At 71.4% G+C, this 14,693-nt stretch carries 12 protein-coding genes and 1 pseudogene; 6 read left to right on the forward strand and 7 right to left on the reverse strand.

Annotated features, from left to right (window positions below; all coding sequences use genetic code 11):
- Positions 1 to 65: 65 nt before the first annotated feature.
- Both O7599_RS23525 and O7599_RS23530 read right to left on the reverse strand, forming a co-directional pair.
- On the reverse strand, positions 66 to 1,424 hold the full coding sequence (locus O7599_RS23525; RefSeq protein ID WP_281617592.1) for an MFS transporter: 1,359 nt from the start codon (positions 1,422 to 1,424) through the stop codon (positions 66 to 68).
- Between the two features lie 27 nt (positions 1,425 to 1,451).
- Entirely contained in the window at positions 1,452 to 1,913 is a 462-nt protein-coding gene (locus O7599_RS23530) for a MarR family transcriptional regulator (RefSeq protein WP_281617593.1), read from the reverse strand.
- A gap of 149 nt (positions 1,914 to 2,062) precedes the next feature.
- Between O7599_RS23530 and O7599_RS23535 the strand changes: the two are divergent.
- A pseudogene (locus tag O7599_RS23535) lies at positions 2,063 to 2,227 on the forward strand (CopG family antitoxin); the annotation flags it as partial.
- A gap of 145 nt (positions 2,228 to 2,372) precedes the next feature.
- Here the strand turns inward: O7599_RS23535 and O7599_RS23540 are convergent.
- The 3 genes from O7599_RS23540 to O7599_RS23550 form a co-directional block, all read right to left on the reverse strand.
- Entirely contained in the window at positions 2,373 to 3,662 is a 1,290-nt protein-coding gene (locus O7599_RS23540) for a hypothetical protein (protein ID WP_281617594.1), read from the reverse strand.
- A 184-nt stretch (positions 3,663 to 3,846) separates the two neighbouring features.
- A complete protein-coding gene (locus O7599_RS23545; protein ID WP_281617595.1) occupies positions 3,847 to 5,202 on the reverse strand; it encodes a ricin-type beta-trefoil lectin domain protein in 1,356 nt (451 codons plus the stop codon).
- Between the two features lie 216 nt (positions 5,203 to 5,418).
- A complete protein-coding gene (locus O7599_RS23550; protein ID WP_281617596.1) occupies positions 5,419 to 6,888 on the reverse strand; it encodes an NCS2 family permease in 1,470 nt (489 codons plus the stop codon).
- An 82-nt stretch (positions 6,889 to 6,970) separates the two neighbouring features.
- Between O7599_RS23550 and O7599_RS23555 the strand changes: the two genes are divergently transcribed.
- From O7599_RS23555 to thpR, 3 genes are all read left to right on the forward strand, one after another.
- Positions 6,971 to 7,237, forward strand: coding sequence for a DUF2530 domain-containing protein (locus O7599_RS23555; protein WP_281617597.1), 267 nt, complete (start codon positions 6,971 to 6,973; stop codon positions 7,235 to 7,237).
- 10 nt (positions 7,238 to 7,247) lie between these two features.
- Complete coding sequence (locus O7599_RS23560; protein ID WP_281617598.1) at positions 7,248 to 9,800, forward strand: cation-translocating P-type ATPase; 2,553 nt, start codon at positions 7,248 to 7,250, stop codon at positions 9,798 to 9,800.
- Positions 9,801 to 9,886: 86 nt separating this feature from the next.
- Positions 9,887 to 10,480: an RNA 2',3'-cyclic phosphodiesterase gene (gene thpR, locus O7599_RS23565; protein WP_281617599.1), complete on the forward strand. Its 594-nt coding sequence runs from the start codon at positions 9,887 to 9,889 to the stop codon at positions 10,478 to 10,480.
- 8 nt (positions 10,481 to 10,488) lie between these two features.
- Here thpR and O7599_RS23570 read toward each other — a convergent pair whose 3' ends face one another.
- On the reverse strand, positions 10,489 to 11,079 hold the full coding sequence (locus O7599_RS23570; protein ID WP_281617600.1) for a Uma2 family endonuclease: 591 nt from the start codon (positions 11,077 to 11,079) through the stop codon (positions 10,489 to 10,491).
- Positions 11,080 to 11,541: 462 nt separating this feature from the next.
- Here O7599_RS23570 and O7599_RS23575 point away from each other — a divergent pair, with 462 nt between their 5' ends.
- Both O7599_RS23575 and O7599_RS23580 read left to right on the forward strand, forming a co-directional pair.
- The gene (locus O7599_RS23575; protein WP_281617601.1) at positions 11,542 to 12,531 is read left to right on the forward strand and encodes an aldo/keto reductase; all 990 of its coding nucleotides are present in this window, start codon (positions 11,542 to 11,544) and stop codon (positions 12,529 to 12,531) included.
- A gap of 225 nt (positions 12,532 to 12,756) precedes the next feature.
- A complete protein-coding gene (locus tag O7599_RS23580; RefSeq protein ID WP_281617602.1) occupies positions 12,757 to 13,770 on the forward strand; it encodes a WD40 repeat domain-containing protein in 1,014 nt (337 codons plus the stop codon).
- Between the two features lie 27 nt (positions 13,771 to 13,797).
- Here the strand turns inward: O7599_RS23580 and O7599_RS23585 are convergent, their stop codons facing one another.
- Positions 13,798 to 14,652, reverse strand: coding sequence for a TetR/AcrR family transcriptional regulator (locus tag O7599_RS23585; protein WP_281617603.1), 855 nt, complete (start codon positions 14,650 to 14,652; stop codon positions 13,798 to 13,800).
- Between the last annotated feature and the right edge of the window lie 41 nt (positions 14,653 to 14,693).

The raw sequence follows: 14,693 nt of genomic DNA on the forward strand, positions 1-14,693 counted from the left end.
CGGCACGGAGCCAGGGGACGGGCGGCACGGAGGGGGCGGCGCTCAAGCGCCGGCCCCCGCCGGAACTACGCGGCCGGAGCCAGCTCCTCCGCCCGCCGGGCCGGCACGAACGCGACGTGCTTGCGCCCGCGCCGCAGGTCGATCCGCAGCCGCAGGCCCCCGACCCTGGCCAGCACCAGCCCCACCGTGACGGCCGCGAGCACGGATATCACCCCGCAGGTCAGGAACCCGATCCGGGCGCCGAACGTGTCGGTCGCCCAGCCGACGACCGGCCCGCCGATCGGCGTACCGCCGACGAACACCATCACGAACAGGCTCATCACCCGCCCGCGCATGGCCTCGTCCGTGGCGAGCTGCACGTTGGCGTTCGCGGTCGTGTTGAACAGCAGCCCGAACGCGCCCACCGGCACCAGCAGCGCCGCGAAGAGCCAGAACGCGGGCGACACCGCCGCGACGATCTCCAGCACCCCGAACGCCAGCGCCGCGAGCACCGTCAGCCGCATCCTGCTGACCCCGCGCCGCGCCGCGAACAGCGCGCCGCTCAGGGAGCCGGCGGCCATCAGCGAGTTCAGCAGGCCGTACGTGCCGGCGTCGCCGTGGAAGACCTCGTCCACGTACGCCGTGAGCCAGATCGGGAAGTTGTAGCCGAACGTGCCGATGAAGCCGACCAGCACGATCGGCCACAGCAGCTCGGGCCGGCCGGCGACGTACTTCAGGCCCTCGCGCAACTGCCCCTTGCCGCGCGGCGCGCGCTCGACGCGGTGCAGCTCCGCGGTGCGCATGAGCAGCAGCCCGGTGAGGGGGGCGAGGAAGGAGAGCCCGTTCAGCAGGAACGCCCAGCCGCTGCCGACGGCGGTGATGAGGACGCCGGCCACGGCGGGTCCGACGAGCCGGGCGGTCTGGAAGTTGGCGGCGTTGAGGCTGACGGCGTTCTGCATCTGGTCCTTGCCGACCAGTTCGGCGACGAACACCTGCCGCGCCGGGTTGTCGACGACCGTGGCGAGGCCGAGCAGGAACGCCATGAGGTAGACGTGCCAGACCGTCACGACTCCGCTCAGCGTGAGCGCCGCGAGCGCGAGGCCGATGAGGCCCATGGCGGCCTGGGTGGCGACGAGCAGCTTGCGCTTGGGCAGCCGGTCGGCGAGGACGCCGCCGTAGAGGCCGAACAGCAGCATGGGCAGGAACTGCAGCGCGGTCGTGATGCCGACGGCGGTGGCGGAGCCGGTGAGGCTGAGCACCAGCCAGTCCTGCGTGATGCGCTGCATCCAGGTGCCGGTGTTGGAGACCACCTGGCCGCCGGCGAAGAGGCGGTAGTTGCGGATCCTCAGCGAGCTGAAGGTGCCGCGCCTGCCGCGCTCCCCTGCTTCTTCGTCGTTATCGGGTGTGGGTGCGGGTGCGGAGTCTGCTCCGGGTCCCGTACTCAAGGTGTCCCCTCCCGTCCTCGTCCTTGATCAGCGTGGTGTGGCCTCCGGCATGGGCAGGTGCGCGAGCTTCTCGAGCACCGGCGCGGCGTCGCGCAGCGTGGCCCACTCCTCCTCGGACAGACCGCCGGCGAGCTCGGCCAGCCAGGCGTTGCGCCTGCGGCGGCTCTCCTCGAGCATCGCCTCGGCCTCCTCGGTCTGGCTCACGACCTTCTGCCGCCGGTCCTCCGGGTGCGGCTCCAGCCGGACCAGCCCCTTGGTCTCCAGCATGGTGACGATGCGGGTCATCGACGGCGGCTGGACGTGCTCCTTGCGCGCCAGCTCACCGGGGCCGAGCGGGCCGCAGCGGAAGAGCGTGCCGAGCACCGACATCTCGGTCGGGCTCAGCGACTCGTCCACGCGCTGGTGCCGCAGCCGGCGGGTGAGCCGCATGATCGCGGAGCGGAGCGAGTTCACCGCGGCGGCGTTCTCCTCCTGGGACAGGTCAGGCATAGTCATTAGGGTACCTCATTACTTTGGCTAAGTAAAGTCGGGGAGCCGAGACAGAGGAGGTTACGGCCTGGGCCACCTGGCCACCCGAAAGGATGACCGCGTACGGGAAGGCCCGCCCCCGGTATACGCGACCGGCGACCCTGAACGGCATGAGGACACACGTGCTCAGTCTGCGGATAGACGGCAGCCTCCTCGACCGCCTCCGCAGCCACGCGGCGAAGCGGGACATGCCGGTGCAGGACTACGTGCTGCAACTGCTGCAGCGCAACGACTTCGACGAACGCTTCCGGGCGGCCGTGGAGGAAACCGAACGCCTCACCCGCTGGCCCGCGGCCGGCCTCCGGACGTGCGGGAGTCCGGGCCGGTGGCCGCACACCGATCCCGGACTCCCTCTGCCTGCTCACGGACTGCCCGCGCACGGGCTGCCCGCTCAAGGACTACCCGTGCACGGGCCCGCCCCTACTTCGGATAGCGCCCGTCGTTCCGGCCCTTCTTGATCCACAGGATCGACGCGTGGATCATCGCGTTCTGCTTCGACCGCCCGTTGGCGGTGTTCGAGGCGGCGATGTTGTTGTAGACGCTCGGCGTGGTGGCCGCGAGGAACAGCCACTCGCCGTTCATCCAGTTCTGCGTGCCGCCGGTGCCGTCCACGTACTTCGTGTACAGGTGCGGCCCGGAGTTGATCACGATGTCCTCGGTGCGCCCGAAGGTGTCGAAGTGGGCCTTCGAGACGCCGTACTTGGAGCGGGTGTACGCCCGGTAGAGGCCGAGTATGTCGTACGCGCCGTGGCCGGTGTCCTCGCCCGTGCGGCTGAGGCCGTAGCCCCAGTCGTAAACCCGCTGACCCTGGACGGTCCTCGGGGTCACGTCGCTGAGGAACCACCGGATGTTCGACGCGACGATGTTGTCGTAGCGCGTCACCCGCGCCGGGTCGTCCCCGAGGATCTCGTGGCACTCGGCGAGCCGCTGGTAGGCCCCCGAGAGCATGGTCTGCTGGTTCCACGGCACCGCGAAGCCGCGGTCGTTCTCGTAGCGGGGGCCGAGGGCGCCCCAGGCGTCGGTGTCGGGGAAGTGCATGTGGTTGTTGGCTGTCCGGATGAAGTGCGGCGTGATGAACGTGTCCATGGTGCGGTCGAGTTCGCGCACGTACCGCTCGGCCCGCGCCCGGTAGGTCGCGCCGAAGCCCTTCGGGTTGCCGTCCGGGACCGTCGTGTTCCACAGCGCCGGCCGCTGGAGGATCAGCTTCGCGGCGTACGCGATGCGCGCCATCACGTCGCCGTTCTCCGTGCCGCTGTACTTCGCGTCCGCGGCCGTCGCGGCCTTGTTCGGCCAGGCGAGCTCGCGTTTGCCGGTGAACAGCACGCGGCCGGAGGACGGGTTGTTGCGGGCGGCGAGGAAGGTGTCCGTCCACTGCAGGAGCTTGTCGAGCACGCGGGTCTGGCCGCTGATCTCGTACATCATGCCGAGCGCTTCCGCCACTCTGCCGCCGGTGTTGCTGTAGGCCATCCTGTTGTCGAGGTTGCTGGTGGGCGGCGTCAGCGCGTTGACGTAGTTGTAGAAGGAGTTGATCTCGTTCGCGGTGACCGCGCCGCTCAGGCTGTCGATCACCATGTTGGGTGCCGCGGCGGCCTTCGCCGAGGCCCGCGGGGCGCGCTCGTTCTGCGGCTCCGCGGTGGCGATGGAGCCGACGGCGAGCGTGGCGCATACCGCCAGGGCGACAAGGGATGTGCTGCGGGTGGCCTTTCTCATGGGGGTGTCCTCTCCGGTCGGAGGTCCGGGCCCGCCGTCGTGTGCGGGCCCGGACCCGCAGGGGTGAGGGACCGCGCCCGTACGGTCAGGGTGCGCGGGCAGGTCCCGGGGGGCGGGCGTCAAGGGCGCACGCCCGCGGTGGTACGCGGCCGTCACCGGGGACGGCCGGTGCCGTACGGCGCGCTCAGGCGGGCAGGCGCCACGTCTGGTTGGCGCCGCCGTGGCAGGTCCAGATGACGAGCCTGGTGCCGTCGGCGGAGCTGCCGCCGTGGACGTCGAGACAGCGCCCGGACGCGGGGTTGCGCAGGGTGCCGTCCGCGCCGGCGGTCCAGTTCTGCGCCCCGGAGCCGTTGCAGTCCCACAACTGGATCTGCGTGCCGTCGGCCGTTCCGCTGGACGTCACGTCGAGGCACTTGCCGAGCGCCCTGAGGGTCTGCCCGGACCGCGTCCAGGACTGAGCGGAGGTGCCGTTGCAGGCCCAGAGCTGGACGGCGGTGCCGTTCGCGGGGTTGGAGCCGTTGACGTCCACGCACTTGCCGGCGAGCCCGACGATCGCGCCGGACGTACTGCTCCCGCCGCCGATGAGGTACTGGCTGTTGGCGGCGTTCCAGTGGGTCGCCAGGTAGCTGCCCGCGGGCGGACTGGTGTGGAAGTAGTCGTCGTTGTTGCAGTCGAGCTGGTTCTCCGGCGCGCCGGCGCAGACGTTCACCATGTCGCCCGGCGGGTTGGGCACGCCGCCGTCGTTGTAGCACATGATGTCCTGGTCGTCCCAGCAGTGCCCGTGCGCGGTGGCGTGCGGGGCGCTGCGCTGGACCGCGCCGATGGTGTGCAGCAGCTCGTGCGCGCTGGCCTGCCAGGTCCAGCAGCCGGTGCCCATCGCGGCGTAGTGCGGGCCGGCGTTGAACGGGTTGTCGGCGCCGGGCCGGTCGTCGCCGCCGCTGCCGAAGGCGACGCCGCAGCCGTTGTTCTCGTAGTAGAACAGGTACTTGCGGTCGGTCCGGTTGTAGCCGCGGGACTTCAGTGCGGCGGTGATGGTGTCGACGGTGGCCATCGACGCCTGGGGGACGACAACGTTATCGACGACGGCGCGGCAGGCGGAGTTGTGCACGAACCGCACGTGCCGCGTGCCGCCGGTGCGCTGGGCTCCCTCGACGAAGGCGGCGTCGATCTGGTCGGCGAACGACTGGAACGTGCCCGCGAACTGGTTGTACCGGTCCGGCTGGGCCTCACCGCGCACGTAGATGAGCTGGACGCGCTTGCCGCTGGTTCCGTTGCCGTCGCAGACGGTCGCCGCCGCGGCGAGCGGCGCGCCGTTGGGGGCGCCGGGCCGCAGCGACTCGCCGCCCTCGCCGGGCCGGTGCGCGGTGTCGTCGGGTATCGGTGCCGCGGTGTACGCGGTGTCCCCGCCCGCGCCGGCGGGTGAGCCGGCGGAGGGGTCGGGGGCGGCGCCGGCGGTGGGCTGGAAGAGGGACAGCGAGAGAGCCGTCCCGAGGACCGCCGCACACCTTAAGAGTGATCGTCTGGTTCTGGATCCGGTCACAGGATCGCCTTCCGTGGGGGTGGCGCCGGGACCCCCCTGACGGGAGGTCAGGGCGGAGCCCGGCCGAGTGAAGGTCTAGACCAAGGAAGGAGAGTAAGGGCTTTCGGGTGCCCTGTCACGGCTGCTCGCGGCGGAAATGCGGGACGGGCGGCGGAAGTCGGCGCCGGCCCGCGCCGCGGCCCCGGCGCCGAATCCGGCGGATCCGGACGAACCCGGCTAGTCGAGGCCCAGCCAGCGTTCGATGGGCTCCAGGGCGAAGTAGACGACGAACACCGCCGACGTCACCCACAGCGCCGGGCGGACGCTCGCCGGCCGGCCCACCGCCGCGCGCAGCAGCGTGTGCGCCAGGAAGCCCATGCCGATGCCGACCGTGATGCTGTAGCTGAAGGGCATCAGGATGATCGTCAGGAAGGCCGGGGCCGCGATCGTCAGGTCGGACCAGTCGATGCTGCGGACGTTGGCCGACATGATCAGGAAGCCGACCACCACCAGCGCCGGCGTCGCCGCCTGCGAGGGGACGATCGTCACCAGCGGGGTGAAGACCAGCGCCAGCAGGAACATGGCGCCCGTGACGACGTTCGCCAGCCCCGTACGCGCCCCCTCGCCGACGCCCGCCGTGGACTCTGCGAAGGCCGTGCTCGCCGAGACCGAGGCCGCGCCGCCGAGGGCGACGGCGGCGCCGTCGGCCATGAGGACGCGGTTCATCTCGGGGAGGCGGCCGTGTTCGTCCAGGAGGTGGGCCTCCTCGGTGACGCCGAGGATCGTGCCCATCGCGTCGAAGAAGCCGGACAGCAGCACGGTGAAGACGAAGAGGCAGCCCGTCAGGATCCCCGCCTCGCGGAAGCCGCCGAAGAGGCTCGCCTCGCCCAGCAGGCCGAAGTCGGGGGCCTCGACGACGCTGTCCGGGACCACGGGGGCGGTCAGGCCCCACGCCTCCTCCGGGAGGTCGCCGACCGCGTGGATGATCATCGCGACCAGCGTCATCGTCACGATGCTGACGAGGATCGCGCCGCGGAACCGGCGGGCCAGCAGCACGAAGGTCAGTCCCAGGCCCAGCAGGAAGACCAGCACCGGCCACCCTTCCAGGTGACCCGCCGTGCCCAGGGTGAGGGGGACGGTGGTGTGCGCGGAGTCCGGGTTGCGGGTGACGAAGCCCGCGTCGACCAGGCCGACCAGGGCGATGAACAGGCCGATGCCGATCGCGATGGCCTTGCGCAGCCCGTCGGGGATCGCGGACATCACCCGCTCCCGCAGCCCCGTGGCCACCAGCAGCATGATGATCAGCCCCGCCAGCACCACCATGCCCATCGCGTCCGCCCACGACATCTCCGGCGCGAGCTGGAGCGACACCACCGCGTTGATCCCGAGGCCCGCGGCGCAGGCGACGGGGACGTTGCCGATGACGCCCATGAGCAGCGTGGTCACCGCCGCGACCAGCACGGTGGCGGTGACCAGCTCGCCGTGGTCCAGTTTGTGGCCGAACTTGTCCGTGGCCGAGCCCAGGATGATCGGGTTCAGCACGATGATGTAAGCCATGGCGAAGAACGTCGCCAGCCCGCCCCGCAGCTCCTGCGTGACGGACGAGCCGCGGCGCGAGAGGTGGAAGAAGGCGTCGAGGCGGGAGGGGGGCGGGGGCGGCGGGCCGTCCCCGGGGTCCGTGCTGGCGGTCTTCGGAGCGGGGGGCATGCGTGACCTTCGTGCGGAACGGCGGCCGGGACTCCGGCGCCCACTCAGTATGCGGCCGGGGGACGGCCCGTACCCTGATGACATGGGCAAGAAGGCGTACAGGCATCCGGCGCCGGAGCCGTTCGAAGGCGACATCATGGCGGTGACCGCCGGCGGCACGGCGCTGTGGTTCGTGCTCTTCCTGATCCAGTTGCCGTTCGTCGGCTGGCTGGACGACCACGACCGCATGTGGTGGCTGTGGACCTGCCTCGCGGGCGCCGGCCTCGGGCTCGTCGGCATCTGGTACGTACGCCGCCGCGAGGCCGCCCTCGCCCGGGGCAGGCGCGCAGGCGCCGGCTCGAACACGTAACGTCGTACGCATGACGCAGCGGGTCGAGACAGCCTCCGACGGCGGCGAGGGGCCGGAGCCGGGCGGTGGGCCGGGTGGGGCGACAGCCGGGGTGACGGGCGGGGAACCGGGCGGGACGGACGGGAGACCGGACGGGACGGGCGGGAAACCGGGCGGACCAGGGGCAAACGGCGCGGCGGCGGCGGCCGTTGCGCGGCGGCACGACGGGCTCACGGCAGCCGAGGTCGCCGAGCGCGTCGCCCGCGGTGAGGTCAACGACGTACCCGTACGCTCCTCCCGCTCCACCGCCGACATCGTCCGCGCCAACGTCTTCACCCGCTTCAACGCCATCATCGGCGTCCTGTGGATCATCATGCTGGCCGTCGCGCCCATCCAGGACAGCCTCTTCGGCTTCGTGATCCTCGCGAACACCGGCATCGGCATCATCCAGGAGCTGCGCGCCAAGAAGACCCTGGACAGCCTCGCCGTCATCGGCGAGGCCAAGCCGCAGGTCCGCCGCGACGGCCGGACCCAGGAGATCCCCACCGCCGGGATCGTCCTCGGCGACCTCGTCGAGCTGGGCCCCGGCGACAAGGTCGTCGTCGACGGCGAGGTGCTGGAGTCCGACAGCCTGGAGATCGACGAGTCCCTGCTCACCGGCGAGGCCGACCCCGTCGTCAAGCAGCCGGGCGACAAGGTGCTCTCCGGCAGCTTCGTCGTCGCCGGCGGCGGCGCGTTCACGGCGACGAAGGTGGGGCGCGAGGCGTACGCCGTGCAACTGGCGGAGGAGGCGTCGCGCTTCACGCTCGTCCACTCCGAGCTGCGCAGCGGCATCAGCGAGATCCTCAAGTACGTGACGTACATGATGATCCCGGCCGCCATCGGCCTGGTCATCAGCCAGCTCGTGGTCGAGAACGAGGGCCCGCAGGACGCCATCCGGCGCATGGTCGGCGGCATCGTGCCGATGGTGCCCGAGGGGCTGGTGCTGCTCACCTCCATGGCGTTCGCGATAGGCGTCATCCGGCTCGGCCGCAAGCAGTGCCTCGTCCAGGAGCTGCCCGCGATCGAGGGCCTCGCGCGCGTCGACGTCGTCTGCCTCGACAAGACCGGCACCCTCACCGAGGGCGGCATGGACGTCACCGAGCTGCGGCCGCTGGGCGGCGCGGCGGAGGCGGACGTACGGCGGGTGCTGGGCGCGCTCGGCTCGTCCGACCCGCGGCCGAACGCCAGCCTCCAGGCCCTCATCGAGGCGTACCCGGACACCGAGGAGCTGCACTGCACGGCGTCGCTGCCGTTCTCCTCCGCGCGCAAGTACAGCGGGGCGGCGTTCGCCGACGCGGGCGGCGTGGGCAGTGACGGCGCGGGGCGTGACGGTGCCGGTACGTGGCTGCTGGGCGCCCCCGACGTGCTGTTCCCGGCCGGCGACCCCTCCCTCGCCGAGATCGACGACCTCAACGCGCAGGGCCTGCGCGTGCTGCTGCTCGCCCGCGCCGTACGGGAGCTGGACCACCCGGAGGTGGCCCGCGACGCCGAGCCGACCGCCCTGGTCGTCCTGGAGCAGCGGCTGCGGCCCGACGCCGCCGACACCCTCCGCTACTTCGCCGAGGAACAGGTCGAGACGAAGATCATCTCGGGCGACAACGCGGTGTCCGTGGGCGCGGTGGCCGCGAAGCTCGGCATGGCGCGCGCGGACCGTACGGTCGACGCGCGCACGCTGCCCGCGGACCGCGACGAGATGGCCGCCGTCCTCGACGACAACGCGGTCTTCGGTCGCGTCAACCCGCAGCAGAAGCGGGACATGGTCGGCGCGCTGAAGTCCCGCGGGCACGACGTCGCGATGACGGGCGACGGCGTCAACGACGTGCTGGCGCTGAAGGACGCGGACATCGGCGTGTCCATGGGCTCGGGCTCGGAGGCGTCGAAGGCCGTCGCGCAGATCGTCCTGCTGAACAACAGCTTCTCCACCCTCCCGTCGGTGGTCGCCGAGGGCCGCCGGGTCATCGGCAACATCGAGCGGGTCGCGAACCTGTTCCTGGTCAAGACGGTCTACTCGGTGCTGCTCGCGCTGCTCGTCGTCGCCACGCAGGTGCCGTACCCCTTCCTGCCGCGGCACCTGACGCTGCTGTCGACGCTGACGATCGGCGTGCCGGCGTTCTTCCTGGCGCTGGCGCCGAACAAGGAGCGGGCGCGGCCGCACTTCGTGCGCCGGGTGATGCGGTACGCCATCCCGGCGGGGCTGATCGCGGGGACGGCGACGTTCCTGACGTACATGCTGGCGCGGCAGCACTACACGGGGCGCGGGGCGCTGGACGCGGAGACGTCGGCGGCGACGCTGACGCTGTTCCTGATCGCGATGTGGGTGCTGGGGATCATCGCGCGGCCGTACACCTGGTGGCGTGTGGGGCTGGTCGCGGCGATGGCGCTGGGGTTCGTGATCGTGCTGGTCACGCCGTGGCTGCAGGAGTTCTTCGCGCTGAAGCTGGTGGGCACGCAGATGCCGTGGACCGCCGTGGGGATCGCGGTGGCCTCGGCGGCGCTGCTGGAGTTCGCGTGGCGCTGGGTGACGCGACGGTTCCCGGACTGAGGCGGCGGCGGTGTCCGGCGGGCGGTACGGGCGGGGCGTAACGGTGAGGCGGGTCTCGGCGAGGTGCTCCCCGTGAGGTGCTCCCCGTGAGGCTGTTCGCCGCCGTGATCCCGCCGGCGGAGGTGCTCGCGGAGCTGGCGGAGGCGGTGGGGCGGCTGCGCGGGCTGCCGGGCGCCGGGCGGCTGCGCTGGGTGCAGCCGGAGGGGTGGCACGTCACGGTGGCGTTCTACGGAGAGGTGCCGGCCGGCTCCGTCGGGGAACTCGGCGAACGGCTGGCGCGGGCGGCACGGCGCCGCGGGCCGGTCGGGCTGGGGCTGGCCGGGGGCGGGCGGTTCGCCGACACGGCGCTGTGGACGGGGGCGTCGGGCGACGTCGAGGAGCTGAGCCGGCTCGCGGCGGGCGCGGCGGCGGCGGGGCGCCGCACGCGGGGGATGCCGCCGGAGCTGCGCCGCGCCCCGGAGCGCCGCTACCACCCGCACCTGACCCTGGCCCGCCAGAACCACGGCGGCGGCACGGACCTGACCCCGTTCACGTACGCCCTGCGGGACTTCACCACCCCGCAGCACCCGGTCCCGTCCCTCACCCTGATCCGCAGCCATCCCCCACCCCCGGGCCATCCGGGCGCCCAGCCGGACTACGAACCCCTGGCCAGGTGGCCCCTGGGGGTGGGTGGGGCGTAGGCAGACGCTCAGTCGCGGGGGAACTCGTCGGTCGACAGCTTGAGCCCGACGGGGGTGTCGGTGAGATCGATCTGCTCACCGAAGTCGAGGGTGAGTTCGCTGCGGTACTCACCGTCCCTGGGCACCTTGTAGAGATGGCACTTGCCCGTGTACGGGTCGGCGATCAGATAGACCGGCACGCCGGCGGTGGCGTATGCCGCCTTCTTCGGGCCGTAGTCGTTGGTAGCGGTCGTCCTGGAGATCACCTCGGCCACGAACTCCACGTCCTGCGGGCGCCAGCGGCCCCTCCTCCCGCGCACGGCGTTCTCTGCCAGCGCGGTGACGTCGGAGGCGAAGCCGTTCAGGTAACCGGGGTAGTCGATGCGGACGTCGGAGGCGATGCGCTTCCGGGGGTACTGGCCGCGCAGTTGCTCGATGATGGCCAGCGTGATCTCCCAGTGCGTGTGCCGCTGCGGCGACATGCAGATCTTCCCCTCGACGATCTCAACCTTGTATCCCTCGGGGACGGGCATGCGCTCCAGCCACTCGAACATCATGTCGAGGGTGAGCTCTTCGCTCTGGTCGGCCATCTCGATCCTGTCGGTCTCCACGACGGTCATCGTGCCGCTCCTCCCCGCTGCAGCCCAACACCGCAGCCGGTAGTACAACGATACTCACGGTGAGTCGTCACGGCCCGTTACCGCCGCCCCGGGCCCGCCGCCCCGCGCGGAGCGGCGGGCCCGTAAGCTCGTACGCGTGAACGCCAAGACCCGCATCCGCGTCGTCAGCGCCACGCTCGTGCTGATCTTCGCCGTCGTCGCCGTCGCCGCCGCCTTCGGCGGCTGAGTCCTCCGGCTACGGGACGCTCACCAGGCGAACGCCTCCGGTGACGGACCCGTGCCCGGGAAGATCTCGTCGAGCGACGCCAGCAGCTCGTGCAAGGCGCGCCGAGGGCGAGAGCAGCACCATCGCCAGGGCCCTGTCCCGCGTGACCCTGTATCGGCGTCTCGCGGACAAGCCCCTGACGGCCCGCTCGTGGCGCTCTTGCTTGGAGCGCGCTCGAAGCAGTTGGCTTACGGCCTATGAAGTACACACAGCTCGGACGTGCCGGACTCAAGGTCAGCCGACTCGTGCTCGGCACGATGAACTTCGGCCCGCAGACAGACGAAGCAACCAGTCACGGCATCATGGATGCAGCCCTCGACGCAGGTCTGAACTTCGTCGACACGGCCAATGTCTATGGGTGGGGCGAGAACAAGGGGCGTACCGAGGAGATCATCGGTAGCTGGTTCGCCAAGGGTGGTGGGCGTCGCGACAAGACGGTCCTGGCCACCAAGGTCTTCGGGAACATGGCGGCCCACGGTGACGCCTGGCCCAACCACGACCGGCTCAGCGCGGTGAACATCCGCCGCGCTGTGGAAGCATCCCTGAAGCGGCTGCAGACCGACTACATCGACCTGTACCAGTTCCACCACATCGACCGGCCGACGCCCTTCGAGGAGATCTGGCAGGCCATCGAGGTACTGATCAAGCAGGGCAAGATCCTTTATGCGGGCTCCTCCAACTTTCCCGGCTACAAGATCGCCCAGGCCAACGAGATCGCCGGGCGCCATGGCGGCATGGGGCTGATCAGCGAGCAGTGTCTCTACAACCTGGCCGAGCGCCGTGCCGAGATGGAGGTCATCCCGGCTGCGCGGGACTACGGCCTTGGCGTCATCCCGTGGTCCCCGCTGCACGGCGGACTGCTCGGCGGCGTCCTCAAGAAGGATGCCGAGGGCAAGCGCCGCAGGGATGGCCGCAGTGCAAGCGCCCTGGAGAACACGAAGGTACGCGAGCAGGTCCAGGCCTACGAGGACCTCCTCGACAAGCACGGCCTGGAACCCGGAGAGACCGCGCTTGCCTGGCTGCTCACCCGCCCCGGCGTGACCGGCCCGATCGTCGGCCCACGCACGCAGGCACAACTGGACTCGGCGCTGCGCGCGGTCGAGCTGGAGTTGAGCGAGGAGCTGCTGGCGTCCCTTGACGAGATCTTCCCCGGTCCCGGCCCGTCTCCCGAGGCCTTCGCATGGTGAGGTAGCAGGTCGGAGTGAAGTGTCGGCGCCTTCTGCCTGCGCTCGAAGCGGGTCGGAGGCGGCGGCCCTCTCGTCTTCGCCGGGGTTCCGTAGGGGCGGTGAGTGTCAGCGATGGCCACCTTGTCGCCAGGCTTCAGGGCCGCTGTGTGGCGCAAGCGCAACGCGGCCGCCCCGCAGGCGCATCCGGCCCGTGTGCCGGCGCGGGCGCATGGCAGGCTTGGCGCCATGCGCGCCCACCGCCTGCCGACCGCAGCCGCCCTGTTCACCGCGGCGGCGGTGGCGACCTCCGCCGCGTACGCCCCGCCCGCCGCGGCGCAGGACGACGTGATCCTCACCGACCCGAGGATCACGGAGTCCAGCGGTCTGGCCGCCAGCCGGCAGCACGAGGACGTGTACTGGACGCACAACGACTCCGACGACGGCCCGTACGTCTACGCCGTGGACGGCGAGACCGGCGAGACGCTGGCGACGCTCACGCTGCGCGGCATAGGGGAACCGCGCGACGTCGAGGCGATCTCCCTCGGGCCGGACAACCAGCTCTACGTCGGCGACATCGGCGACAACATGAACGGCTCCTGGTCGTACGTGTGGGTCTACCGCTTCCCGGAGCCGAAGCGGCTCGCGGACGCGACCGTGGACGCCGTGCAGTACGAGGCGCAGTACGAGGACGGGCCGCGGGACGCGGAGGCGCTGATGGTGCACCCGAAGACGGGGCGGGTGTACGTGGTGAGCAAGAAGGAGGACGGGGGCGCGGCGCTGTACGCGGGTCCCGAGGAGCTGGCGACGGGGTCGATGAACATCTTCCGGCGGGTCGCGCCGGTCAACCTGTGGGTGACGGACGGGGCGTTCTCGCCGGACGGTACGCGGATGGCGCTGCGCAGTTACGTCGGCGGGCGGATGTACCGGTTCGAGGACGGCAGGCCGGAGGAGGACGGGCGGCTGGACGTGCCGCTGCAGACGCAGGGCGAGTCGATGACGTACACCGCGGACGGGTCGGCGATCGTGTTCGGGAGCGAGGGGGAGCAGAGCGACCTGGTCTGGCGGGAGGCCGAGGGGGGCGGGTCGTCGTCGGAGTCGGGGGGCACGGGTGCGTCGGGGGACGGGGCCGGGGACGACGGGAGCGGCGCGGGGGACGACGAGGAGCGCGGCACGGTGAAGACGGTGCTGCTGGTGGCCGGGGGTGTCGCCGTGGTGCTGGGGCTGCGCCGCGCGCTGTCGGGGCGCCCGCGACGGGACTGAGCGGGGGAGGTACGGGGGCGCGCCGCGTCAGGCCGATTCCTCCCGGGTCCCCTCGCGGCACTCCTCCCGCCTGTCCCGCTGGCCGAAGGCGCCGTCGGCGACCGGCGGCGGGGTCCACCCCGTCTCGCGGCGGTGTTCGAGCAGGGCCTCCAGGCCGTCGAGCATCCGGTCCGTCGCGAACACGAACGTCTCCTGGTCCAGGGCGGAGAAGGAGTCGTCGGCCAGCTTCGCGATCCTCGGATAGCGCCCGGACGTCATCGCGGACTCCAGCGCCGGAGACTGCGCCTCCCAGAACTCCTGGTCGCTGATCCCGGTCCGCTCCTCCGCCTGCTTGGCGTTGACGTGCACCCGGGCGAGGCCGGCGGCGGTGCAGTCCAGCGAGGTGACGAAGCCGACCTTCTCCTGGTCGGTGAGGAGCAGTCCGTCGAAGCCGCTGAGGGCCAGCTCGAAGGAGTCCAGCCCGTTGGGGCCGAGCACGGGCCGGCCCTGGTCGACGTGGAGCAGCCACGGGTGCTCCAGGTAGTGCTCCCAGAGGGAGTCGGCCAGTTCCCGCAGCCGGGCCCGCCAGGTCGGCCGGCTCCGGAAGCGTTCGACGTCCTCCGGCTCGACCGAGCCGACGGCGTCGAGCATCAGGTCGAGCAGCTCGGCCTTGCCGGGCACGTGCCGGTACAGCGACATGGTGCCCACGCCCAGTTGTCCGGCGATCTTGCGCATCGAGACCGCCTCCAGCCCTTCGGCGTCCGCTATGCGGATCGCCGCGAAGACGATCCGGTCCACGGAGATGCCGGGCTTCGGACCGCGCTTGCCGCGCTCGTCGATGCCCCAGAGCAGCGCCATGCTGCGGCTGAGGTCGCCGTCGCCGCTGTGTTCCCTTGCCGCCATGGAAACGAGTCTAGCTGCGCACTTGCCATCTGCGTACACCG

Origin of the sequence: Streptomyces sp. WMMC500 (assembly GCF_027497195.1) — a bacterium.
In the GTDB taxonomy this organism is placed as follows: Bacteria; Actinomycetota; Actinomycetes; order Streptomycetales; family Streptomycetaceae; genus Streptomyces.

Bases quoted from the DNA above. Each gene is read 5' to 3' on its own strand.
- O7599_RS23560 (WP_281617598.1), top strand. From the start codon at position 7,248: ATGACGCAGCGGGTCGAGACAGCCTCCGACGGCGGCGAGGGGCCGGAG.
- O7599_RS23540 (WP_281617594.1), bottom strand. From the start codon at position 3,662: ATGAGAAAGGCCACCCGCAGCACATCCCTTGTCGCCCTGGCGGTATGC.
- O7599_RS23550 (WP_281617596.1), bottom strand. From the start codon at position 6,888: ATGCCCCCCGCTCCGAAGACCGCCAGCACGGACCCCGGGGACGGCCCG.
- O7599_RS23530 (WP_281617593.1), bottom strand. From the start codon at position 1,913: ATGCCTGACCTGTCCCAGGAGGAGAACGCCGCCGCGGTGAACTCGCTC.
- O7599_RS23570 (WP_281617600.1), bottom strand. From the start codon at position 11,079: ATGACCGTCGTGGAGACCGACAGGATCGAGATGGCCGACCAGAGCGAA.
- O7599_RS23575 (WP_281617601.1), top strand. From the start codon at position 11,542: ATGAAGTACACACAGCTCGGACGTGCCGGACTCAAGGTCAGCCGACTC.
- O7599_RS23555 (WP_281617597.1), top strand. From the start codon at position 6,971: ATGGGCAAGAAGGCGTACAGGCATCCGGCGCCGGAGCCGTTCGAAGGC.
- O7599_RS23585 (WP_281617603.1), bottom strand. From the start codon at position 14,652: ATGGCGGCAAGGGAACACAGCGGCGACGGCGACCTCAGCCGCAGCATG.
- O7599_RS23580 (WP_281617602.1), top strand. From the start codon at position 12,757: ATGCGCGCCCACCGCCTGCCGACCGCAGCCGCCCTGTTCACCGCGGCG.